The organism is Micromonospora sp. NPDC051227, assembly GCF_044455385.1.
Lineage (GTDB): Bacteria > Actinomycetota > Actinomycetes > Mycobacteriales > Micromonosporaceae > Micromonospora.
This window is the reverse complement of the sequence record NZ_JBITET010000008.1, coordinates 60,614-83,547: the sequence shown is the minus strand read 5'-3', so window position 1 is coordinate 83,547 and position 22,934 is coordinate 60,614. Positions and strand designations below refer to the sequence as shown.

The following is a 22,934-nucleotide window of genomic DNA, read 5'->3' as shown; positions in this document are numbered from 1 at the left end:
GTCGTGGTGTCCATCCGTGACCGGGTCAAGCAGTTGGTTCCGACCCAGGTGACCACCCGGGTGAAGGAGTCGCTTGTCGACTACGGCGTTCGCACCAGCGACCGCCGGCCGCTGCCGGACTTCCTGATCATCGGGACCAAGCGGGGTGGCACCACATCCCTGTGGAACTACCTCATCCAGCACCCGTTGGTGCCCCGGCTCTTTCCCGCGTGGAACACCAAGTCGGCGCACTACTTCGAGGAGCACTGGGGTCGCGGCGAAGCCTGGTACCGCTCGCATTTCCCGACCGAGCGGCAGCGCGAGGCCCTGGCCAAGCGGCACGGCGGGCCGGTCCGGGTCGGTGAGGCCGCCCCGCTGTACATGTTCCACCCGCTCGCCGCGCAGCGGGTCGCCGCGCTGATGCCGACGGTGAAGCTGATCGTGCTGCTACGCGACCCGGTGGAGCGGGCGTACTCGCACTGGAAGGAACGCCGTACCCACGGCATCGAGCCACTGGACTTCGCCGCCGCCCTGGCGGCCGAGCCGGAACGCACGGCGGGGGAGCGGGAGCGGTTGATCGCCGAGCCGGAGTCGTTCAGCGAGCCGTACGACTGGTACACGTACCGGGCCCGGGGGCGTTACCTGGAGCACCTGGAGCCGTGGCTGGAGCGCTTCGCCCGGGAGCAGATCCTCTTCCTGCCCAGCGAGGACCTGTACCGCGACTCGCGGGCGACCTACCGACGCACCCTGGACTTCCTCGGTCTGCCGGCGTACGACCTGCCCAACTTCAAGGTCTACAACGATCGGCGCTCGGCACCGCTGGAGCCGACCGTGCGCGCTGAGCTGACCGACTATTACCGGCCGTACAACGACGCGTTGCGTCAACGGCTCGGGCTGGACCTCGACTGGGCGGACCGGGCGGCGTGACGACCCGGGTGGGCCCGGCTACCGACCCGCGTTCGCGGGTGGACGGCCTGGGTTGGGTGAGCCGAGCGGTCTTCCCGGACGAGCGGGTCGGCCTGACCGTGGCCGGTGCCCCGCCGGCCGGTCACCAGGCGGTGGCCCGGTACGCGGTGGTGCCGTCGATCGCTCGGGCCCGGTTCCTGGTGCCGTTGGGCGCGCCCCGGGCCGGGGCGGCGTCCCTGTTGGCGTACAACGCCTTGCGGCCACCGAAGGTGCGCGCGCTGCGGGCGGTGCTCGGTGGGCTGGCCCGGTTCGGTCGGGTGGGGCTCGCGCCCTTTCCCACGTTGACCGTCTCGGTGCCGGCCGGGGTGCCGGCCGCGGAGTTGCTGCTGAGCGAGCGGCTCTCCGCCGACCTGGGTGACACGCCGCTGTTGGCCGCGTTCGGGGTCCGCCCACCCGACCCGAACGGCAAGCCCACACTGCAACTCTTCAGTGCCGACGGGCGTCCGCGTGGCTACGCGAAGATCGGCTGGAACGACGCGACGCGCGCGCTGGTCAGCGCGGAGGCGGCGGCGCTGCGGGCGTTGCGCGAGGTGGTCGGCGTCGCCGACCATCCGGCGCCGCCGCGGCTGCTCACCGAGACGTCGTGGGCGGGCCAGGTGGTCGCGGTGATCGAGCCGTTGCCCCCGGCGGTACGCGGTGTGCCGGTGGACGACCCGCCCCGGGTCGCGGCGCTGCTCGCGGTCGCCCGGCGGGGCGGCCCGGCGGGCACACCTCGACCGCTGGTCGACTCGACCTTCCTGCGCCGGCTGGCCGACCAGGCCGGCCGGGCCGCCGCGACCGAGCCGGCGGGTGCACGGGCGGTCGCCGCGGTCTCGGCGTTGGCCCGCCGGCATGGCGACACCAGCGTCGAGTTCGGTCACTGGCATGGTGACTGGGTGCCGTGGAACCTGGGCTGGCACGCCGGTCGGCTGGTCGCCTGGGACTGGGAGCACAGCGGGCCGGACGTGCCGGTCGGCTTCGACCTGGCGCACGACGCGTTCCAGCGGGCCCTCGTGCTGCGCGGGGAGCCGGCGGACGCCGCCGCGGCGGCCGTGGACGGATATCTGAGCCGACACGGCGAGCGGCTCGGCCTCGACGCCGCGCAGCGCCGGCTCGTCGCCGACGCGTACCTGGTGGAGATGTGGTTGCGGACGTGGCGGTTGGCCGACGCGGGCGCGGGCTGGAACGCCGCAGTGCATCCCGCACTCCTGGACGTCATCGAGAAAAGACATAGCGGCTGATCTGGAGGAATCGCGGCGCCGACGGTGCGCCGCAGAGTGACGGCATAATCGCAGGTGGTGATGATGATCGATGGACCTCGGACGTTCGGTGCACCGCATCGGCCACCGTGGAGATCGTCATCTCAGCCGGTCGCGCTATTCAACGACCGGGAATCGTGTGATCTGCTTCTGCCTGGCGTGAACTGAAATTCCAAGCGAACTTGTGGGGAGTCGCGTGGACACGAACAACGACGACAGTGGGGCGCCGGTGCTGCTGCTGGTCGGCTCCAGCGGCGGCCATCTGGCCCAACTGCTGGCCCTGCGGCCCTGGTACGAACAGTGGCGGCGCTGCTGGGTCACCTTCGACACCCCGGAGGCGGTGTCGCTGCTGGCCGGCGAGGACCTGGTGCCGGCGCACCACCCGACCACCCGCAACGTGCCGAACCTGCTGCGCAACGCGCTGCTGGCCTGGCAGGTGCTGCGGGCCCGGCGGGTCGCCGCCGTGGTCACCACCGGCGCCGGGGTGGCGGTGCCGTTCGTGGTGCTGGCCCGGCTGCGGCGCATCCCGACCGTCTACATCGAGGTGTACGACCGGATCGACACCCCGACGCTGACCGCTCGGCTCTGCCGGCCGTTCCTGTCCGCGATGCTCGTGCAGTGGGACGAGCAACGCCGGCAGTACCCCGAGGCGACAGTCGTCGGGACGCTGCTGTGACCGGGGAGACGGGCACCGCCCGGCGTCCGCAACCCCGGCCGGCCACCGAGGCGGCCCGCCTGCCGCGCCAGCGCGACAGCTCGGCGGTCGCCCAGCTCCGACTGCTGGTCGCGGTGGGCACCGACAAGCACCCCTTCAACCGGCTCGTCGACTGGCTGGCGCAGTGGCATGCGCAGGCCACCGGCCCGATCGGGCTGACCATGCAGCACGGGCACACCACCGCGCCCCAGCTGAGCGGCGCGGTGCCGTTCCTCGGCCACGACGCGTTGCAACAGGCGATGATCGATGCCGACCTGGTGGTCTGCCACGGTGGCCCGGCGACCATTCTGGAGGCCCGCCGGCACGGCCACCTGCCCATCGTGGTGCCCCGCGATCCGGCCCGCGGTGAGCACGTCGACAACCACCAGCTCCTCTTCGCCCGCCGGCTCGGCGCCGCCGGGCTGGTGGCGCTCTGCGAGACCCGGGAGGCCCTGCACGACGCGTTGGCCGCCGGGGTCGCCGACCCGTCCCGGTACGCGGTGGCCGCCGACCCGGAGGCACACGAGGCACGACGGGCGGCGGTGGCCCGGGTCGGGCAGATCGTCGACGACCTGGTGGCCCGTTCGACCCCGCGCCCACCCCGGTGGCGGGCCTGGTCCCGGCCGCGCCCGGGTACGAAGGAGATTCGATGACCCAGCAGCCGACCGTGAGCGTCGTGGTGCCCACCCGGGACCGCCCCGAGCTGCTGCGGGCCGCGGTGCGGGCGATCCTGGCACAGGACCACCCGGGCCTGATCGAGGTTGTCGTGGTGTTCGACCAGTCCGCGCCGGACGAGTCGCTGACCGAGCTGGGGAGCGGCCCGGCCCGCGTGGTGCGGGTGATCGGCAACGCCCGTACCCCGGGGTTGGCCGGTGCGCGCAACAGCGGCACCCTCGCGGCCGAGGGCGAGCTGGTCGCGTTCTGCGACGACGACGACGAGTGGCTGCCCGGCAAGCTGGCCGCCCAGGTCGACGCGCTGGCCGGCGACCCGGCCGCCGAGTTCGTCTGCTGCGGCATCCGGGTCAACTACGACGGGCACACCGTCGACCGGGTGCTCGACAAGGACCGAATCACCCTGGACGACCTGCTACGGGACCGGATGACGGAGCTGCACCCGTCGACCTTCCTGATCCGCGCCACCGCTTTGCGCAACGGGTTCGGGCTGGTCAACGAGGAGATCCCGGGCAGCTACGCGGAGGACTACGAGTTCCTGCTGCGGGCCGCACGCAGCGCGCCGCTGATCAACCTGCGGACGCCGTCGGTGCTGGTCCGCTGGCACAAGCGCTCGTACTTCGCGCAGCGCTGGGACACCATCTCCGAGGCGTTGCAGTGGTTGCTGCGGCGCTACCCGGAGTTCGCCGGTCAACCGGCCGGCGAGGCCCGGGTGGCCGGGCAGATCGCGTTCGCCCAGGCCGCCTCCGGCGACCGCCGGGGCGCGCTGCGCTGGGCCCGGCGCACCCTGCGGAGCAACCCCCGCGAGCCGCGCGCCTACCTGGCCCTCGCCGTCGCCGGGCGGGTGGTCCGGGCCGACGCGGTGCTGCGCACCCTGCACAAGCGCGGTCGGGGGATCTGAGCCGCCGCCCGCGTGAGCGGGCGGCGGCGTCCGCTGGGCGGGACGCGACGGGGAGCGCGCCGCGTCGGTGGCCCGCCGTGACAGACTGACCGCTGTGTTGCGCTGGTTGACTGCAGGTGAATCGCATGGTCCCGCCCTCGTCGCGATGTTGGAGGGGGTGCCGGCCGGCATTGAGGTGACCACCACCGAGATCGCCGACGAGCTGGCCCGTCGACGGCTGGGCTACGGGCGGGGCGCCCGGATGTCGTTCGAGCGGGACGAGGTCGAGCTGCTCGGCGGCCTGCGGCACGGCGTGACCCTGGGCAGCCCGGTGGCGATCCGGGTCGGCAACTCCGAGTGGCCGAAGTGGCAGACCGTGATGGCCGCCGACCCGGTCGACCCCGACGAGCTGGCCCGGCAGGCCCGCAACGCTCCGCTGACCCGCCCCCGGCCGGGCCACGCCGACCTGGCCGGCATGCAGAAGTACGGCCACACCGATGCCCGGCCGATCCTGGAGCGCGCCAGCGCACGGGAGACCGCCGCCCGGGTGGCCGTCGGCACCGTCGCCAAGGCGCTGATCCGTCAGGCGCTCGGCATCGAGATCGTCTCGCACGTCGTCGAGCTGGGTCCGGTGGCCGCGAAGCCCGGGCTGCGTCCCACCCCGTCCGACACGGCCCGGATCGACGCCGACCCGCTGCGCTGCCTCGACCCGGAGGCCAGCGCCCTGATGGTCGCCGAGGTCGATGCCGCGAAGAAGGCCGCCGACACCCTCGGCGGCGTGGTCGAGGTGCTGGCGTACGGGGTGCCACCGGGGCTGGGCAGCCACGTGCAGTGGGACCGCAAGCTCGACGCCCGGCTGGCCACCGCGCTGATGTCCATCCAGGCGATCAAGGGCGTGGAGATCGGCGACGGCTGGCAGCAGGCCAGGTCCCGCGGTTCGGAGGCGCACGACGAGATCATCCCGTCGGCCACCGGCGTCCGCCGGATCACCGACCGGGCCGGCGGGCTGGAGGGTGGCATCACCACCGGTGAGCCGCTGCGGGTCCGCGCCGCGATGAAGCCGATTTCCTCGCTGAACCGGGCGCTGGCCACAGTGGACGTCACCACCGGCGAGCCGGCCACCGCGATCAACCAGCGCTCCGACGTCTGCGCGGTGCCCGCCGCGGCGGTGGTCGCCGAGGCGATGGTGGCGCTGGTGCTGGCCGAGGCGGCCACCGAGAAGTTCGGCGGAGACTCGATCGCCGAGATCCGCCGCAACCTGGCCGGGTACCTCGACGCTCTGGTCATCCGCTGATGGCACCGGTCGTCGTGCTGGTCGGCGCGCCCGGCTGCGGCAAGACCACCGTCGGGCGGGCGCTGGCCGCCACCCTCGGCGTGGAGTTCCGCGACACCGACACCGACATCGAGCAGATGGCCGGGAAGCCGATCCCGGAGATCTTCATCGACGAGGGTGAGGCGCACTTCCGTACCTTGGAGCGGGCCGCCGTGGCAGCGGCGCTGGCCGGCGGCACTGGCGTGCTCGCCCTCGGCGGCGGCGCGGTGCTGGCCGAGGAGACCCGAGCGGCCCTGATCGGGCACCGGGTGGTGCACCTCTCGGTCGAGTTGCCCGACGCGGTGCGGCGGGTCGGGCTCGGCGCCGGCCGGCCGCTGTTGGCGATCAACCCCCGGGCCACCCTCAAGCACCTGATGGATCAGCGCCGGCCGCTCTACGCCGAGGTGGCCACCGAGACGGTGGTCACCGACGGCCGGGCCCCGGCACAGGTCGTCGCCGAGATCGCCGCCCTGCTCCCGCGCTGACGCGGACCTGTCGCGCCGATCTTGCACTTACTGTCCCGACGTAGGGGGCATTCCCCCCATTTCGGCAACCGAAGCTGCAAGATCGGCGCGGTGGGGTGGTCCTCAGGTGTGGGCGATCAGGTCGAGGACGTCGGCCAGAGCCTTCGGCTCGCTGAGCATCGGCCAGTGCCCGGTGGGCAGCTCATGCAGTTGGCCGTCGGCCAGGCCGGTGAAGAACGGATGCTCCTGTTGGATCATCTGCCGCACCACGCTGAGTGGGAAGGTGCTGGCGACCAGCGCGGTCGGCACCGGGCGCCCGCCGGTGCGTCGGACCGGGTCGGTGGCGGCCCGCAGCGGCTGCGGGGTGGCCCGGGTACGCAGCAGCGCGAGCGTCGGCTCGTCCAGGCCGGCCAGGTTGGTCGGGTCGGCGGCCGGGTCCCAGGCCGGCGGCGGCAGCAGGTGCCCGGTGCCGATCGCGGCCCGCAGCCGCTGCTGCTCCTCCGGCGGCAGCGTGTCGAACTGCGCCGTGCCGTCCGGCAACGGTCCGCTCTCCACGTAGACGATCCGGGCGATCCGGTCCGGGATGCGGTCCACCGCCTGGGCGGCCGGCATGCCGCCGCCGGAGTGCCCGACCAGCAGGACGTCGCGCAGGTCCTCGACCTCGATGAGTCGGACGATGTCGGTGGTGTGCGTGTCCAGGCTGACCTCCGGCCCGGCGAGGTGGTCGCGTTCGGCCACCCCGGTCAGCGTCATGGGATAGACCTCGTGCCCCTGCGACCGCAGCGCGACGGTCACGTCCCGCCACGCCCAGGCACCCAGCCAGAATCCCGGCACCAGCACGAATGTCGCCATCTGTGGCTCCTTCTCTCGGCTACCGACAGACCGTACGATCTGTTCCGGACAGGATCCGCCCGGTTTGAAGGAGTGGCCCGTGTCACATCCCGCGGGGCGGGTGCTGGCTCTGCTGGAACTGCTGCAGACCCGGCACCGGTCGACGGCCGCCGAACTCGCCGGCCACCTCGGGGTGGACGAGCGGACCGTGCGCCGGTACGCGACCACGCTTGTCGAGCTGGGCATCCCCGTCACCGCCGACCGGGGCCGCTACGGCGGCTACCGGCTGCACTCCGGTTACAAGCTGCCGCCGCTGATGCTCACCGACGACGAGGCGGTGGCCGTGCTGCTCGGCCTCGTCGTCGCCGAACGGGTCGGGCTCGCCACCGAGCAGCCGGCCACCGCCACCGCGCTGGCGAAGATCCGCCGGGTGCTGCCGGCCGCGCTCGCCGACCGACTCGCCGCCGTCCAGGAGCACCTGGGCTTCACCCTGCGTCGTCCGGAGCCGGAGCGTGGACCGGCGTCCGGCACCCTGCTCGCGCTGGCGTCGGCCACCCGGCACCGGCAGCGCGTGGCGCTGGACTACCGCTCCTGGCGGGGCGAGCAGTCGCACCGCGAACTCGACCCGTACGGGCTGGTCTTCCACGCGGGCCGTTGGTATGTCACCGGCCACGACCACCGACGCGGGGAGATCCGCACCTTCCGACTGGACCGGATCGGCGCGGTGACGCCCGGCGTGGCGACGTTCAGAGTGCCGGACGGCTTCGAGGCGGTGACCTGGGTGACCCGGTCGCTGGCCGGCGTGCCGTACACGCACGAGGTGGAGGTCGTGCTGGAGACCGACCTGGTCGCCGCCCGCCGCCGCATCCCACCCAGCGTGGCCGAGTTGACCGCCACCGCCGACGGGGTGCTGCTGCGGGCCCGAGCGGAGAGCCTGCCCGGGATGGCGGCGCTGCTCGCCGGGCTGGGGTGTCCGTTCACAGTGCGGCATCCGGACGCGCTGCGCGCCGAGGTGGCCGAACACGCCCGCCGGTTGGCGGAGTGGGCCACTCGGCCAGCAGGTGGACAGCCGCCGTCGCAGCGCCGCCCGCTGGACTAGGCTGCCGGCGATGGACGAGGTGACCCGAATTCCGGTCGGCGGCGAGCGGCCGTACGACGTCTTGGTGGGACGCGACCTGCTGGGTGCGCTGCCTGGCCTGCTGCCCGGCGCGACCCGGGTGGCGGTGCTGCACGCGCCTCCGCTCAAGGCCCTCTCGGACGCGCTCGGCGAACGCCTGCGCGCGGCCGGCATCGAGCCACTGCCGGTCGAGGTGCCCGACGCCGAGTCGGGAAAGCACATCGAGGTGGCCGCCTCCTGCTGGGACCGGCTCGGAGCGGCCGGCTTCACCCGTACCGACGCGGTGGTCGGGGTGGGCGGCGGCGCGGTGACCGACCTGGCCGGCTTCGTCGCGGCCTGCTGGTTGCGGGGGGTGCGCTGGGTGCCGGTGGCGACCTCGCTGCTGGGCATGGTGGATGCCGCGGTGGGCGGCAAGACGGGCATCAACACGGCCGCCGGCAAGAACCTGGTGGGCGCGTTCCACCCGCCGGTCGGGGTGTTGGCCGACCTGGCCACTCTGGACAGCCTGCCCGCTGTCGACCTGGCTGCCGGGTTGGCCGAGGTCGTCAAGTGCGGCTTCATCGCCGACCCGACGATCCTGGATCTCATCGAGAACGACCCAAAGGCCGCCACCGACCCCCGTGGCCCGGTGAGCCGGGAGCTGATCGAGCGGGCCATCCGGGTCAAGGCCGACGTGGTCGCCGACGACCTGCGCGAGTCGGGCCTGCGGGAGGTGCTCAACTACGGGCACACCCTGGCCCACGCCATCGAGCAGAACGAGGGCTACCGCTGGCGGCACGGCCACGCCGTCGCCGTCGGTCTGGTGTACGCGGCCACGCTGGCCCGGCTCGCCGGGCGGCTGGACGCGCCGACCGCCGACCGACACCGGGTCACGCTGAGCGCGCTGGGCCTGCCGGTGAGCTACCCGGCCGACGCCTGGCCGCAGCTGTTGGCCGCGATGCGGGTGGACAAGAAGACCCGGGGCAGTCTGCTGCGCTTCGTGGTGCTCGACGGGCTGGCCCGCCCGGCGATGTTGGAGGGCCCCGACGACGCGTTGCTGGAGGCCGCCTACCGGGAGGTGGCAACTCCGTGAAGGTCTACGTCCTGAACGGGCCGAACCTGGGCCGGCTGGGCACCCGCGAGCCCGACGTGTACGGCGCGACCAGCTACGCGGACCTGGTGGCGCTCTGTGAGAGCACCGGTCGGGAGCTGGGGCTGGCGGTGACGGTCCGGCAGACCGACGCGGAGCACGAGCTGCTCGGTTGGCTGCACACGGCGGCCGACGAGGGCGCCGCGGTCGTGCTCAACCCGGCCGCCTGGTCGCACTACTCGTACGCGGTGCGGGACGCCTGCGCCATGCTGCGGGGGCCGCTGGTGGAGGTGCACATCTCCAACATCCACACCCGTGAGGAGTTCCGGCACCACTCGGTGGTCTCGGCGGTGGCGACCGGGGTGATCTGCGGTCTTGGCATCGACGGCTATCGTCTCGCTCTGCACCATCTGGCCACCCGCTGACGGCCCACCGACTGGCGCTCCGAACGGGGGGCCGTCCGATTCGACGCAGCTTGTAGACTTGCCAGGTCTGTCCGCCAATTGATGATCAAGGCAGGAAATGGCCTCCACCAACGACCTCAAAAACGGCCTGGTACTCAACCTGGACGGCGAGCTCTGGGCCGTCATCGAGTTCCAGCACGTCAAGCCCGGTAAGGGTGGTGCCTTCGTGCGCACCACGCTGAAGAACGTGCTGTCCGGGAAGGTGGTCGACAAGACCTTCAACGCGGGCACCAAGGTCGAAACCGCGACCGTTGACAAGCGCACGATGCAGTACCTGTACGCCGACGGTGAGGACTTCGTCTTCATGGATCTGGAGACCTTCGACCAGATCACCGTGCCCGGTGGCACCGTCGGTGAGGCAGCCAACTACCTGCTGCCCGAGGCGGAGGCGACCGTCGCCCAGCACGAGGGTGTGCCGCTCTACATCGAGCTGCCCACCAGCGTCGTGCTGGAGGTCACCTACACCGAGCCGGGCCTGCAGGGCGACCGTTCGACCGGCGGCACCAAGCCGGCGACCGTGGAGACCGGTGCCACCGTGCCGGTTCCGCTGTTCATCACCACCGGCGAGAAGATCAAGGTCGACACCCGCGACGGCCGTTACCTCGGCCGCGCCTGATGGCTGAGGGTTCCAAGCAGCAGATGCCGGCGCGCCGCAAGGCGCGTAAGCGGGCGCTGGATGTCCTTTACGAGGCCGACCTGCGGGACAAGCCTCCGGTAGAGGTGCTCGCCGGCTACGTGCAGCGGATCGAGCAGCCCCGACCGGAGCATCTCGGCTATGCGGTGGGTCTGGTCGAGGGGGTTGCCGAGTACCTCAACCGGATCGACGAGCTGATCGCCAGCTACGCCGAGGGTTGGACGCTGGAGCGGATGCCGGTCGTCGACCGTAATCTGGCCCGGATCGCCGTCTACGAGTTGCTCTACGTCGACGAGATCGACGACGCGGTGGCGATCAGCGAGGCCGTGGAGCTGGCTCGGCAGATGTCGACAGACGATTCGCCGCGCTTCCTCAACGGGGTGCTCGGCCGGATCGCCGAGTACGCCACCCGCTGAGCATCCGCACCGAACACCGCAAATCCGAAAGGGCCCGTGCCAGCTGGCACGGGCCCTTTCGGTGGAGCGGGAGATCAGGTGGAGCGGCAGATCAGGAGGCGAAGAACGCCCGGGGGTCGGCCACCAGCACGCCGTGCTCGGTGAGCCGCTCGATCAGGCCCGACGGTGAGGCGTCGTAGACGATCGCGAGCGCCCGCAGGTCGTCGGCGCGGATGGAGAGCACCCGGCCGTTGTAGTCGCCGCGCTGCTGCTGGATGGCGCGGGCGTAGCGGGCGACGTAGGCCAGGTCCTCGGAGGCCTCGTCGTAGAGCCGCTCCAGGTCCAGAACAATCTTGCTGGTGGGCTCGTGGCGGACCCCACTGCCGTCAGGCAGCAGCTCCGAGACGGGTACGCGGTAGAACTCGGCCAACTCGGCCAGACGGGACACCGTCACGGCCCGGTCGCCACGCTCGTACGAGCCGACCACCACGGCCTTCCACCGCCCGTTCGACTTCTCCTCCACACCCTGCAGGGAGAGACCCTGCTGCTGGCGGATGGAGCGCAGGCGGGCGCCCAGAGACTTGGCGTATTCAGAGGGCATTCGGACACTCCCAGTGCTGCTCGGGGTTCTCCCGTCGATCGCTACGGAGCGTGACGGTACGGGGAATGCGACACGTGGTCAAGTGGTCGTGCCCCTACCGTTGCGGAGCGTCCGGGGAGTTTTCTCCTTTTCCGGTGCCTGACCCGGTGGTCAGCGGCCGCCGTCCATCACCCCGGTGACCACTGGTAACGTGGCGGAAGCCCCGGTCCAGGTCTGCTGAGCGGTCCGGCCGGAGGTGCCCGACATCCTTTAACGACCCGTCCCGTGAGGCGGGGAAGGAGGTCCGCCGTGGCATACCCACCGGCTGCCCGCTCGTCACCACCGCAACAACCCTCGGTGAAGGTGATCCTCGCCAGCGCCGACGTGCAACGCGTGGTCGACCGCATCGCCCACCAGATCCTGGAGAAGACCCAGGGCGCCGCCAACACGGTGCTGCTGGGGATTCCCACCCGGGGCACCCCTCTCGCCCGGCGGCTCGCCGACCGGATCAGCACCTTCGAGGACGTCGCCGTTCCGGTCGGTGTGCTCGACATCACCCTGTACCGCGACGACCTCCGTCGGCACGCCACCCGCGCGGTGGGTCCGACCGAGCTGCCTCCCGGCGGGATCGACGGCAAACGGGTCATCCTGGTCGACGACGTGCTCTTCTCCGGCCGTACCGTCCGGGCCGCGCTCGACGCGCTCAACGACGTGGGCCGCCCGGCCTCGGTGCAGCTCGCCGTCCTGGTCGACCGGGGCCACCGGGAGTTGCCGATCCGCGCCGACTACGTCGGCAAGAACATCCCGACCTCGCTCGCCGAGAGCGTCAAGGTGACGCTCGCCGAGATCGACGGGACGGACGAGGTCAAGCTCTACGGGGGACCTGCCTCATGATCAAGCATCTGCTCTCCGGCGGGGACCTGGACGCCGACACCGCCACCGAGATCCTGGACACCGCCGCCGAGATGGCCACCGTCGCCGGCCGGGAGATCAAGAAGCTTCCCGCGCTGCGCGGACGGACCGTGGTGAACCTCTTCTACGAGGACTCCACGCGTACCCGGATCTCCTTCGAGGCGGCGGCGAAGCGGCTCAGCGCCGACGTGATCAACTTCTCCGCGAAGGGGTCCAGCGTCACCAAGGGCGAGAGCCTGAAGGACACCGCGTTGACCCTGCAGGCCATGGGCGCGGACGCCGTGGTCATCCGACACCCCGCCTCCGGCGCGCCGCACCGCCTGGCCAACTGGGTGGACGGGTCGGTGGTCAACGCCGGTGACGGCACCCACGAGCACCCCACCCAGGCGCTGCTGGACGCGTACACCATGCGGGCCCGGCTGGGCCGGCTCGCCGGCCTGTCGGTCGCGGTGGTCGGGGACGTGCTGCACTCCCGGGTGGCCCGCTCCAACGTGCTGCTGCTCTCCACCCTCGGTGCCAAGGTCACCCTGGTCGGCCCGCCGACCCTCATCCCGGTCGACATCGCGGCCGCCCTCGCGCCCGGCACCGACGTCTCCTACGACCTCGACTCCGTCCTGTCGAACGTCGACGTGGTGATGATGCTGCGCGTGCAGCGGGAGCGGATGAACGACTCCTACTTCCCCTCCGCGCGCGAGTACGCCCGCCGCTACGGGCTGGACGGGCCGCGGATGCGCCGGCTGCCAGAGCACGCGATCGTCATGCACCCCGGCCCGATGAACCGGGGGATGGAGATCACCCCCGAGGTCGCCGACTCACCCCGCTCCACCATCGTCGAACAGGTCACCAACGGGGTCTCCGTGCGGATGGCTGTCCTTTACCTGCTGCTCGGAGGGAACAACCGGTGACCGCGTACCTGATCACCAGCGTGAGTGTCGTCGGCGCCGCGCCGACCGACCTGCTGATCCGCGACGGCGTGATCGCCGCTGTCGGTCCCGGCCTGACCGCGCCGGACGCCACAGTCGTCGACGGCACCGGCCTGGTCGCCCTGCCCGGCCTCGTCGACCTGCACACCCACCTGCGCGAGCCCGGTCGGGAGGACGCCGAGACCGTCGAGTCCGGTTCCCGGGCGGCGGCGCTCGGCGGCTACACGGCGGTCTGCGCGATGGCCAACACCTCCCCGGTGGCGGACACCGCCGGCGTGGTCGAGCAGGTCTGGCGGCTCGGCCGGGAGGCCGGCCTGGTCGACGTGCAGCCGATCGGCGCGGTCACCGTCGGGCTGGCCGGCGAGCGGCTGGCCGAGCTGGGCGCGATGGCCGACTCGGCGGCCCGGGTGCGGATCTTCTCCGACGACGGGCACTGCGTCGCCGACCCGAAGTTGATGCGCCGAGCCCTGGAGTACGTCAAGGCGTTCGACGGAATCATCGCCCAGCACGCCGAGGAGCCCCGGCTCACCGAGGGCGCCCAGATGCACGAGGGTGAGGTCTCCACCCGGCTCGGCCTGATCGGCTGGCCGGCGGTCGCCGAGGAGGCGATCATCGCCCGGGACGTGCTGCTCGCCGAGCACGTGGGCAGCCGACTGCACGTCTGCCACGTCTCCACCGCCGGCAGCGTCGAGGTGCTGCGCCAGGCAAAGGCGCGCGGGGTACGCGTGACCGCCGAGGTGACCCCGCACCACCTGCTGCTCACCGACGAACGGGCGGAAACCTACGACCCGGTCTACAAGGTGAACCCGCCGCTGCGCACCGCCGCGGACATCGCCGCGCTGCGTGCCGCCCTCGCCGACGGGGTGATCGACGTGATCGCCACCGACCACGCCCCGCACGCGGTGGAGGACAAGGAGTGCGAGTGGGCGTACGCCCGACCGGGGATGCTCGGTCTGGAGACGGCCCTCTCCATCGCGCTGGACGTGCTCGGTCCCGAGTGGGACCTGATCGCCGAGCGGATGTCGCGCACCCCCGCACGGATCGCCGGCCTCACCGGGCACGGCGTCGACCCCGCGCCGGGTGTGCCGGCCAACCTGACCCTGATCGACCCGGCCGCCCACCGCACCATCGAGCCGGCGGAGCTGGCCAGTCGCAGTCGCAACACCCCGTACGCCCGCATGACGCTGCCAGGTCGCATCGTGGCGACCTTCCTGCGTGGCGAGCCGACGGTCCTGGACGGAAAGGCTGTCAAGTGAGCGCGAGGAATGCAGCGCAGCGGAGTCCCGCAGTCGCGAACGAAAGGCGGGCACGGTAATGGTCAAGCGCAGACCCGCAATCCTGGTGCTGGAGGATGGGCGCACGTTCCCCGGCGAGGCGTACGGCAGCGTCGGAGAGACCTTCGGCGAGGCGGTCTTCAACACCGGCATGACCGGTTACCAGGAGACCCTGACCGACCCGTCCTACCACCGTCAGGTGGTGGTGCAGACCGCGCCGCACATCGGCAACACCGGCGTCAACGGCGAGGACGACGAGTCCGGTCGGATCTGGGTGGCCGGCTACGTCGTGCGCGACCCGGCCCGGATCGGCTCGAACTGGCGGGCCACCGGTGGTCTCGAGGACCGCCTCGCCACCGAGGGCGTGGTGGGCATAAGCGGGGTGGACACCCGGGCGCTGACCCGGCACCTGCGCGAGCGGGGCGCCATGCGGGTGGGCATCTCCAGCATCGACAACGACCCGCAGAGCCTGCTGGCCCGGGTCCGCCAGGCGCCGCAGATGGCCGGCGCGGACCTGTCCGCCGAGGTGAGCACCGCCGAGCCGTACGTCGTCCAGGCCCTGGGCGAGCACCGGTTCACAGTGGCCGCCCTGGACCTGGGCATCAAGCGCAACGTGCCGCGTCGGCTGGCCACCCGGGGGGTGACCACCCACGTGCTGCCGGCGTCGTCGAGCATCGACCAGATGCTCGCCACCGGCGCCGACGCGATCTTCCTGTCGCCCGGTCCGGGCGACCCGGCCACCGCTGATGCCCCGGTGGCGCTGGCCCGGGAGGCGCTGCGGCGGGAGGTGCCGCTGTTCGGCATCTGCTTCGGCAGCCAGATCCTCGGTCGGGCGCTCGGCTTCGGCACCTACAAGCTGGGCTACGGCCACCGGGGGATCAACCAGCCGGTGCTCGACCGGGTCACCGGCAAGGTCGAGGTGACCAGCCACAACCACGGCTTCGCCGTCGAGGTGCCCGGTGTGGGCGCCGGCGCGGTCGTCCCCGACCAGGTGATCGACACCGACTTCGGTGGCGTACGGGTGTCGCACGTCTGCCTCAATGACAACGTGGTCGAGGGGCTGCGGGCCGTGGACCTGCCCGCGTTCACCGTCCAGTACCACCCGGAGGCGGCGGCCGGCCCGCACGACGCGGACTACCTCTTCGACCGATTCGCCGATCTCATCGAGGGCCGGACCCACAGCAAGGGGCGCAGCAATGCCTAAGCGGACCGATCTCAAGCACATCCTCGTGATCGGCTCCGGGCCGATCGTCATCGGGCAGGCCTGCGAGTTCGACTACTCCGGCACCCAGGCGTGCCGGGTGCTGCGCAGCGAGGGGATCCGGGTCAGCCTGGTCAACTCCAACCCGGCGACCATCATGACGGACCCGGAGTTCGCCGACGCGACCTACGTCGAGCCGATCACCCCGGAGTTCGTGGAGCTGGTCATCGCCAAGGAGCGCCCGGACGCGATCCTCGCGACCCTCGGCGGGCAGACCGCGCTGAACACGGCCGTCGCCCTGCACGAGGCCGGCGTCCTGGAGAAGTACGGCGTGGAGCTGATCGGCGCGAACATCGACGCCATCAACCGGGGCGAGGACCGGCAGCTGTTCAAGGAGATCGTGGCGAAGGCCGGCGTACGGCTGGGCGTCGACGACCCGACCGGGCTGGTGCCCCGCTCGCGGGTCTGCCACTCGATGGACGAGGTCGAGGCGACCGTCGCCGAGCTGGGCCTGCCGGTGGTGATCCGACCGTCGTTCACCATGGGTGGCCTGGGCTCCGGCATGGCACACACCCCGGAGGACCTGGCCCGCATCGCCGGTGACGGCCTGTCCGCCAGCCCGGTGCACGAGGTGCTCATCGAGGAGAGCGTGCTCGGCTGGAAGGAGTACGAACTCGAGTTGATGCGCGACCGGCACGACAACGTGGTGGTGGTCTGCTCCATCGAGAACATCGACCCGATGGGCGTGCACACCGGCGACAGCGTGACCGTGGCCCCGGCCATGACGCTCACCGACCGGGAGTACCAGCACCTGCGTGACCTGGGTATCGCCGTGCTGCGCGAGGTCGGGGTGGACACCGGCGGCTGCAACATCCAGTTCGCGGTCAACCCGGTCGACGGGCGGATCGTCGTGATCGAGATGAACCCCCGGGTGTCGCGGTCCTCGGCGCTGGCCTCCAAGGCGACCGGCTTCCCGATCGCGAAGATCGCCGCCAAGCTGGCCATCGGTTACACCCTCGACGAGATCCCCAACGACATCACCCTGAAGACCCCGGCGGCGTTCGAGCCGACCCTCGACTACGTGGTGGTGAAGATTCCCCGGTTCGCGTTCGAGAAGTTCCCCGGCGCGGACCCGGAGCTGACCACCACGATGAAGTCGGTGGGCGAGGCGATGAGCCTGGGGCGCAACTTCACCGAGGCGCTCAACAAGGCGATGCGCTCGATGGAAACCCGATCATCTGGTTTCTGGACCACTCCGGACCCGGAGGGCGCCACCCGCTCGGACACCCTCGCCGCGCTGCGGATTCCGCACGACGGCCGGTTGTACACGGTGGAGCGGGCGCTGCGCCTCGGCGCGTCGGTCGCCGAGGTCGCCGAGGCGTCCGGCGGGATCGACCCGTGGTTCCTGGACCAGATCGTCGCGCTGATCGAGCTGCGCGCCGAGATCGTCGACGCGCCGGTGCTCGACGCCGACCTGCTGCGCCGCGCCAAGCGGGCCGGTCTGTCCGACCGGCAGCTCGCCGCGCTGCGCCCGGAGCTGGCCGCCGAGGACGGCGTACGGACCCTGCGCCACCGCCTCGACGTGCGGCCGGTCTACAAGACCGTGGACACCTGCGCGGCCGAGTTCGAGGCGACCACGCCGTACCACTACTCGACGTACGACCTGGAGACCGAGGTCGTGCCGTCGGACCGGCCGAAGGTGCTGATCCTGGGCTCCGGCCCGAACCGGATCGGGCAGGGCATCGAGTTCGACTACTCGTGTGTGCACGCCGTCCAGGCGTTGCGGTCGGCCGGTTACGAGACCGTAATGGTCAACTGCAACCCGGAGACGGTCTCCACCGACTACGACACCGCCGACCGGCTCTACTTCGAGCCGTTGACCTTCGAGGACGTCCTGGAGGTCTGGCACGCCGAGGACTCGTCCGGTCGCGCGGCCGGCGGGCCGGGCGTGGTCGGGGTGGTCGTCCAACTCGGCGGGCAGACCCCGCTGGGGCTGGCGCAGCGGCTCAAGAACGCCGGTGTGCCGATCGTCGGCACCTCCCCGGAGTCGATCCACCTGGCCGAGGAGCGCGGCGCGTTCGGCGCGGTGCTGGCCCGCGCCGGACTGCGCGCGCCGGCGCACGGCATGGCCACCTCGTACGACGAGGCCAAGACGATCGCCGACGAGATCGGCTATCCGGTGCTGGTGCGGCCGTCGTACGTGCTGGGCGGGCGGGGCATGGAGATCGTCTACGACGACCCGACGCTGCGCGACTACATCGGCCGGGCCACCGACATCTCCCCGGACCACCCGGTGCTGGTGGACCGGTTCCTCGACGACGCCATCGAGATCGACGTGGACGCGCTGTGCGACGCCGACGGCGAGGTCTACATCGGCGGCGTGATGGAGCACATCGAGGAGGCGGGCATCCACTCCGGCGACTCGTCCTGCGCGCTCCCGCCGATCACCCTCGCGGGCTCGCACCTGGTCGAGGTCCGCCGCTACACCGAAGCCATCGCGCGTGGCGTCGGGGTCCGTGGCCTGCTCAACGTGCAGTACGCCCTCAAGGACGACGTGCTCTACGTGCTGGAGGCCAACCCGCGCGCGTCGCGGACCGTTCCGTTCGTCTCCAAGGCCACGGCGGTGCCGCTGGCCAAGGCGGCGGCCCGGATCGCGCTCGGGGCGAGCATCGCCGAGCTGCGTGCCGAGGGCCTGCTGCCGGCGACGGGGGACGGGGGCACGATGCCCGCCGACGCGCCGGTCGCGGTCAAGGAGGCGGTGCTGCCGTTCAAGCGTTTCCGGACCCGCGCGGGCAAGGGGATCGACTCGCTGCTCGGGCCGGAGATGAAGTCGACCGGCGAGGTGATGGGCATCGACACCAACTTCGGGCACGCCTTCGCCAAGAGCCAGTCGGCCGCGTACGGGTCGCTGCCGACCGCCGGGAAGATCTTCGTCTCGGTGGCCAACCGGGACAAGCGCGGCATGATCTTCCCGATCAAGCGGCTGGCTGATCTGGGCTTCGAGATCGTCGCCACCGCCGGCACGGCCGAGGTGCTGCGCCGGCACGGCATCGCCTGTGAGCAGATCCGCAAGCACTACCAGGCCGGTGCGGGCGACGACGCGGTGTCGCTGATCGGCGGTGGCCACGTGGCGCTGGTGATCAACACGCCGCAGGGCTCGGGTGCCAGCGCCCGCTCCGACGGCTACGAGATCCGCAGCGCGGCCGTCACCGCCGACATCCCCTGCATCACCACGGTCCCGGGCGCCGCCGCGGCAGTGATGGGCATCGAGGCCCGCATTCGTGGCGACATGCAGGTACGCCCTCTCCAGGATCTGCACGCCATCCTCCGGGCCGCCCAGTGACAGTGTTCGAGCAGGTGGTACGGCCGTGGTTGTTCCGCCTTGGGGGCGGGGACGCCGAGTCGGCGCACGAGTGGACGCTGCGGCGGTTGGGCGCCCTGTCGCGGCGGCCGGGCGCGCTCGCCGCGCTGCGGGCCCGCTACGCGGTCGACGCGCCGCGCACGGTGTTCGGGGTGCGGTTCCCCAACCCGGTCGGGTTGGCCGCCGGCATGGACAAGGACGGCGCGGCGCTGCCGGCCTGGCCGGCGCTCGGCTTCGGTTTCGTGGAGGTCGGCACGGTCACCGCGCACGCCCAGCCGGGCAACCCCAGGCCGCGGCTGTTCCGGCTGCCGGCCAGCGAGGCGGTGGTCAACCGGATGGGCTTCAACAACGCCGGGGCCGCCGCGCTGGCCGCTCGGCTGGCGGCGCTGCCGCGCCCGCTCGGGGTGCCGCTGGGCATCTCGCTGGGCAAGTCCAAGGTGACGCCGCTGGACGAGGCGGTCGAGGACTACCTCGCCTCGTACCGGGCGCTGCGCGGGCACGGCGACTACTTCGCGGTGAACGTGTCCTCACCGAACACCCCGGGTCTGCGGTCGTTGCAGGACCGTGGCCACCTGGACGCGCTGCTCGGCGCGCTGGTGGGGGAGAAGCCGGTGCTGGTCAAGATCGCACCGGACCTGACCGAGGCGGCGATCGCCGAGCTGCTGGAGGTCTGCCTGGCCCGGGGTGCCGCCGGGGTGATCGCCACCAACACCACGCTGTCGCGCGACGGTCTCGCCGGCGTCGACGTCGAGCGTGGCGCGCAGGCCGGTGGTCTCTCCGGTCGGCCGCTCACCGGGCGGGCCCGCGACGTGGTCGCCTTCGTCCACCGGGAGACCGGTGGCCGGCTGCCGATCATTGGCGTCGGCGGGGTGCTGGATCCGGACGACGCGGCGCGGATGTTCGATGCCGGCGCCGCCCTGGTGCAGCTCTACACCGGCTTCATCTACCGAGGACCGGCCCTGGTCCGCGCCGCCGCCCGCACGGCGGCCGCAACGGCGGCACCGGACGCGGTCGCCGGCCGGTGACCGCTTTCGGTCCGGTGCTGGCCCGGCGCAACCGGGTGCCGAGCCCGCTCCGCGCCGACGACGCCACGCCCGCTGTTGCCCCTTTGCTCTGCACCCGTGGGTGCACCACTCGGAGCGCGACACCCGGCCACCGGGTGTCGCGTCCGCGGGTGCAGAGCAAAGGCGGCGGAAATGGAAGCGGTGGCGGAGAGGTTCGATCCGGCCGCAGGACGTCCGCCGTCCGGACCGTTTGAGGCGCAGAGGAGTACGCGTGACACCCGAGGAGATCCTGGCCGCTGACCGGGCGCACGTCTGGCACCCGTACGCCGCGCTGCCGCCGGCCAACCCGCCGTACGTGGTGCGCGGCGCCGAGGGGGTACGACTCACCCTGGCCGACGGGCGGGAGCTGGTGGACGGGATGTCGTCCTGGTGGGCGGCGATCCACGGGTACCGGCACCCGGTGCTGGACGCGGCGGTGACCGACCAGCTCGGCCGGATGAGCCACGTGATGTTCGGCGGGCTCACCCACGAGCCGGCGGTGCAGCTGGCCCGGACCCTGGTCGAGCTGACCCCGGACGGCCTGGAGCACGTGTTCCTGGCCGACTCCGGCTCGGTCAGCGTCGAGGTGGCGGTGAAGATGTGCCTGCAGTACCAGCGGGCCGTCGGGCGGCCGCAGCGGCGCCGGCTGGCGACCTGGCGGGGTGGCTACCACGGCGACACGTTCCACCCGATGAGCGTCTGCGACCCGGAGGGCGGGATGCACCACCTGTGGGGCGACGTGCTGCCCCGGCAGGTGTTCGCCCCGGTGCCACCGGGCGGCTTCACCGACCCGCCCGACGACGCGTACGTGGCGGCGCTGGTGGAGACGGTCGAGCGGCACGCCGACGAGTTGGCCGCCGTGATCGTCGAGCCCGTCGTCCAGGGCGCCGGCGGGATGCGCTTCCACCACCCGGATTACCTGCGGGTGCTGCGCGAGGTGACCCGCGCGCACGGGATTCTGCTGATCTTCGATGAGATCGCCACCGGGTTCGGCCGTACCGGCGAGATGTTCGCCGCCGAGCACGCCGGGGTGACGCCGGACGTGCTCTGCGTGGGCAAGGCGCTGACCGGTGGGTACCTGACCCTCGCGGCGACCCTGTGCACCGCGGAGGTCGCCCGGGGCATCTCGGCGACCGGCGTGCTGGCGCACGGGCCCACGTTCATGGGCAACCCGTTGGCCTGCGCGGTGGCGAACGCCTCCATCGGGCTGCTGCGGGCCGGAGACTGGGCCGGCCAGGTAGCCAGGGTCGGCGCCGGCCTGTGCGCCGGTCTGGAGCCCCTGCGCGGCACGCCGGGCGTGGCCGACGTACGGGTGCTCGGCGCGATCGGCGTGGTCCAGCTCGATCACGAGGTCGACCTCGGCGCGGCGACCGCGGCCGCGGTCGCCCAGGGGGTGTGGCTGCGTCCGTTCCGCGACCTGATCTACACGATGCCGCCGTACGTCACCGACGACGTCGACCTGGCCCGGATCGCGACCGGGGTGGCGGCGGCGGTGGCGGCGGGCTGAGTCGGCCCGGCCAACGGGTCGACGGGTTACCCGGGCGGGTCGGCCGCCCGGACGAGAAGAGGGGAACACTCCGATGGAGAGCTTCGGTACCCGGCTGCACCGGGCGATCACCGAGCGGGGCCCACTCTGTGTGGGCATCGACCCGCATCCCGGTCTGCTGGCTCAGTGGGGCCTCCCGGACGACGTTCAGGGGCTCGACCGGTTCAGCCGGACCGTGGTGGAAGCCCTCGGTGACCGGGTTGCGGTAGGCAAGCCTCAGTCGGCCTTTTTCGAGCGGTTCGGGTCCCGAGGTGTGGCGATTCTTGAGTCAACTATCCGACAGTTACGCGATGCCGGCTCGCTCGTTCTGCTCGACGTCAAGCGCGGCGACATCGGCTCGACGGTGAGCGCGTACGCCGCCGCGTACCTTGATCCATCCAGTCCCGTGTATGTCGACGCGGTCACCGCGAGCCCCTACCTCGGGGTCGGTTCGCTGGCGCCGATGTTCGAGCTGGCCGCCGAGCACGGCGGCGGCGTGTTCGTGCTGGCCCTCACCTCCAACCCCGAGGGCGGGGCCGTGCAGCGGGCCGTCACGGCCGACGGCCGCACCGTGGCACAAACCGTGATCGACGAGATTTCCCAGCTCAACAGGGGTGCGTCCCCGCTCGGCAGCTTCGGTCTGGTGGTCGGCGCGACCATCGGTGACACCGGTCACGACCTCTCCGGTGTGGGCGGCCCACTGCTCGCTCCGGGGCTCGGCGCGCAGGGTGCCGGCGCAGCCGATCTGCGTACCGTCTTCGGTTCGAGCCTCGCCTCGGTGCTTCCGTCGTACTCCCGGGAAGTGCTCTCGGCAGGCCCTGATGTGGCCGCGCTGCGGGCCGCTGCGGACCGCGTGTTGGTCGACTGTCGGGCCGTTCTGCCTGCCCGGTGACTGACTGACGGGTCGGTCACTCTACGGTGATCATGCGGCCCCCACGTTGCCGAAAGCTCCGTTGGCCGCTAGTTTTCCCCGCGCTGGGAACCATGGACCCCTTGGTTCACAGCGACACCACGTTTCACAGATGCGGCGGTGCGCCCCGCCCGCCGCGATAGGGACCTGAGGAGAACTGGTGCCGCTCCCGTCACTGACCCCCGAACAACGCGCTGCCGCGCTCGAGAAGGCCGCGGAGATCCGCAAGGCCCGTGCTCAGCTGAAGGAGCAGCTCAAGCAGGGCAAGACCACCCTCGGTGCTGTCCTCGAGCGGGCCGAGAATGACGACGTCGTTGGCAAGCTCAAGGTGTCGGCCGTCCTGCAGGCCATGCCGGGCATCGGCAAGATCCGGGCTACCCAGATCATGGAGAAGCTCAAGATCGCCGACAGCCGTCGCCTCCGTGGCCTCGGCGAGCAGCAGCGCAAGGCACTGCTTGGAGAGTTCGCCGCCAACTGAACCTGGCAGCGT

General features: G+C 71.9%; 23 protein-coding genes. 21 read left to right on the top strand and 2 right to left on the bottom strand.

Annotation, left to right across the window (positions count from 1 at the left end; translation table 11 throughout):
* The first annotated feature begins 3 nt into the window (after positions 1 to 3).
* The 7 genes from ACIA47_RS20540 (at position 4) to ACIA47_RS20510 (ending at position 6,226) form a co-directional block, all read left to right on the top strand.
* Positions 4 to 906 carry a sulfotransferase domain-containing protein gene (locus tag ACIA47_RS20540; protein ID WP_112700043.1) on the top strand — a complete coding sequence of 301 codons (903 nt, stop codon included), beginning with the start codon at positions 4 to 6 and terminating at the stop codon, positions 904 to 906.
* Complete coding sequence (locus ACIA47_RS20535; RefSeq protein ID WP_396709872.1) at positions 903 to 2,165, top strand: hypothetical protein; 1,263 nt, start codon at positions 903 to 905, stop codon at positions 2,163 to 2,165. Before ACIA47_RS20540 ends, ACIA47_RS20535 begins: the two co-directional genes overlap by 4 nt.
* Before the next feature lie 214 nt (positions 2,166 to 2,379).
* Positions 2,380 to 2,859, top strand: a complete 480-nt coding sequence (locus ACIA47_RS20530) for a UDP-N-acetylglucosamine--LPS N-acetylglucosamine transferase (protein WP_091401878.1) — start codon at positions 2,380 to 2,382, stop codon at positions 2,857 to 2,859.
* Positions 2,856 to 3,530, top strand: coding sequence for a glycosyltransferase (locus tag ACIA47_RS20525; protein WP_396709870.1), 675 nt, complete (start codon positions 2,856 to 2,858; stop codon positions 3,528 to 3,530). The genes ACIA47_RS20530 and ACIA47_RS20525 overlap by 4 nt, the downstream gene beginning before the upstream one ends.
* Positions 3,527 to 4,450: a glycosyltransferase family 2 protein gene (locus ACIA47_RS20520; protein ID WP_396709868.1), complete on the top strand. Its 924-nt coding sequence runs from the start codon at positions 3,527 to 3,529 to the stop codon at positions 4,448 to 4,450. Before ACIA47_RS20525 ends, ACIA47_RS20520 begins: the two co-directional genes overlap by 4 nt.
* A 94-nt stretch (positions 4,451 to 4,544) precedes the next feature.
* A complete protein-coding gene (gene aroC / locus ACIA47_RS20515; RefSeq protein WP_396709866.1) occupies positions 4,545 to 5,723 on the top strand; it encodes a chorismate synthase in 1,179 nt (392 codons plus the stop codon).
* Positions 5,723 to 6,226: a shikimate kinase gene (locus tag ACIA47_RS20510; RefSeq protein WP_203122141.1), complete on the top strand. Its 504-nt coding sequence runs from the start codon at positions 5,723 to 5,725 to the stop codon at positions 6,224 to 6,226. Before aroC ends, ACIA47_RS20510 begins: the two co-directional genes overlap by 1 nt.
* A gap of 102 nt (positions 6,227 to 6,328) precedes the next feature.
* Here the strand turns inward: ACIA47_RS20510 and ACIA47_RS20505 are convergent, their stop codons facing one another.
* Positions 6,329 to 7,057, bottom strand: a complete 729-nt coding sequence (locus ACIA47_RS20505) for an alpha/beta fold hydrolase (protein WP_203122143.1) — start codon at positions 7,055 to 7,057, stop codon at positions 6,329 to 6,331.
* 79 nt (positions 7,058 to 7,136) lie between these two features.
* Here ACIA47_RS20505 and ACIA47_RS20500 point away from each other — a divergent pair, with 79 nt between their 5' ends.
* The 5 genes from ACIA47_RS20500 to nusB all read left to right on the top strand — a co-directional run bounded on the left by ACIA47_RS20500 (position 7,137) and on the right by nusB (position 10,736).
* Positions 7,137 to 8,135, top strand: a complete 999-nt coding sequence (locus ACIA47_RS20500) for a YafY family protein (RefSeq protein WP_203122145.1) — start codon at positions 7,137 to 7,139, stop codon at positions 8,133 to 8,135.
* A gap of 10 nt (positions 8,136 to 8,145) precedes the next feature.
* Positions 8,146 to 9,225, top strand: coding sequence for a 3-dehydroquinate synthase (gene aroB / locus ACIA47_RS20495; protein ID WP_396709863.1), 1,080 nt, complete (start codon positions 8,146 to 8,148; stop codon positions 9,223 to 9,225).
* Positions 9,222 to 9,647, top strand: coding sequence for a type II 3-dehydroquinate dehydratase (gene aroQ / locus ACIA47_RS20490; RefSeq protein WP_091401894.1), 426 nt, complete (start codon positions 9,222 to 9,224; stop codon positions 9,645 to 9,647). Before aroB ends, aroQ begins: the two co-directional genes overlap by 4 nt.
* Positions 9,648 to 9,744: 97 nt before the next feature.
* Entirely contained in the window at positions 9,745 to 10,302 is a 558-nt protein-coding gene (gene efp, locus ACIA47_RS20485) for an elongation factor P (RefSeq protein WP_396709861.1), read from the top strand.
* A gap of 23 nt (positions 10,303 to 10,325) precedes the next feature.
* A complete protein-coding gene (gene nusB / locus ACIA47_RS20480) occupies positions 10,326 to 10,736 on the top strand; it encodes a transcription antitermination factor NusB (protein WP_181539277.1) in 411 nt (136 codons plus the stop codon).
* A 91-nt stretch (positions 10,737 to 10,827) separates the two neighbouring features.
* Here the strand turns inward: nusB and ACIA47_RS20475 are convergent, their stop codons facing one another.
* Positions 10,828 to 11,316: a transcriptional regulator gene (locus ACIA47_RS20475; RefSeq protein WP_007458348.1), complete on the bottom strand. Its 489-nt coding sequence runs from the start codon at positions 11,314 to 11,316 to the stop codon at positions 10,828 to 10,830.
* A 288-nt stretch (positions 11,317 to 11,604) separates the two neighbouring features.
* On the opposite strand from ACIA47_RS20475, the gene pyrR reads away from it, so the two are divergent.
* From pyrR to mihF, 9 genes are all read left to right on the top strand, one after another.
* Complete coding sequence (pyrR, locus tag ACIA47_RS20470; RefSeq protein WP_091401898.1) at positions 11,605 to 12,189, top strand: bifunctional pyr operon transcriptional regulator/uracil phosphoribosyltransferase PyrR; 585 nt, start codon at positions 11,605 to 11,607, stop codon at positions 12,187 to 12,189.
* Positions 12,186 to 13,112, top strand: coding sequence for an aspartate carbamoyltransferase catalytic subunit (locus tag ACIA47_RS20465; protein ID WP_396709858.1), 927 nt, complete (start codon positions 12,186 to 12,188; stop codon positions 13,110 to 13,112). Before pyrR ends, ACIA47_RS20465 begins: the two co-directional genes overlap by 4 nt.
* Entirely contained in the window at positions 13,109 to 14,386 is a 1,278-nt protein-coding gene (locus tag ACIA47_RS20460; RefSeq protein ID WP_203122148.1) for a dihydroorotase, read from the top strand. The genes ACIA47_RS20465 and ACIA47_RS20460 overlap by 4 nt, the downstream gene beginning before the upstream one ends.
* Before the next feature lie 58 nt (positions 14,387 to 14,444).
* Positions 14,445 to 15,608, top strand: coding sequence for a glutamine-hydrolyzing carbamoyl-phosphate synthase small subunit (gene carA, locus ACIA47_RS20455; protein ID WP_396709856.1), 1,164 nt, complete (start codon positions 14,445 to 14,447; stop codon positions 15,606 to 15,608).
* A complete protein-coding gene (carB, locus tag ACIA47_RS20450) occupies positions 15,601 to 18,948 on the top strand; it encodes a carbamoyl-phosphate synthase large subunit (RefSeq protein WP_396709854.1) in 3,348 nt (1,115 codons plus the stop codon). Before carA ends, carB begins: the two co-directional genes overlap by 8 nt.
* Entirely contained in the window at positions 18,945 to 19,991 is a 1,047-nt protein-coding gene (locus tag ACIA47_RS20445; protein WP_396709852.1) for a quinone-dependent dihydroorotate dehydrogenase, read from the top strand. The genes carB and ACIA47_RS20445 overlap by 4 nt, the downstream gene beginning before the upstream one ends.
* 250 nt (positions 19,992 to 20,241) lie before the next feature.
* On the top strand, positions 20,242 to 21,516 hold the full coding sequence (locus ACIA47_RS20440) for an adenosylmethionine--8-amino-7-oxononanoate transaminase (protein WP_396709849.1): 1,275 nt from the start codon (positions 20,242 to 20,244) through the stop codon (positions 21,514 to 21,516).
* A 73-nt stretch (positions 21,517 to 21,589) separates the two neighbouring features.
* The gene (gene pyrF, locus ACIA47_RS20435; protein ID WP_396709847.1) at positions 21,590 to 22,426 is read left to right on the top strand and encodes an orotidine-5'-phosphate decarboxylase; all 837 of its coding nucleotides are present in this window, start codon (positions 21,590 to 21,592) and stop codon (positions 22,424 to 22,426) included.
* Positions 22,427 to 22,604: 178 nt separating this feature from the next.
* Positions 22,605 to 22,922: an integration host factor, actinobacterial type gene (gene mihF / locus ACIA47_RS20430; RefSeq protein WP_112584585.1), complete on the top strand. Its 318-nt coding sequence runs from the start codon at positions 22,605 to 22,607 to the stop codon at positions 22,920 to 22,922.
* Positions 22,923 to 22,934 lie beyond the last annotated feature (12 nt).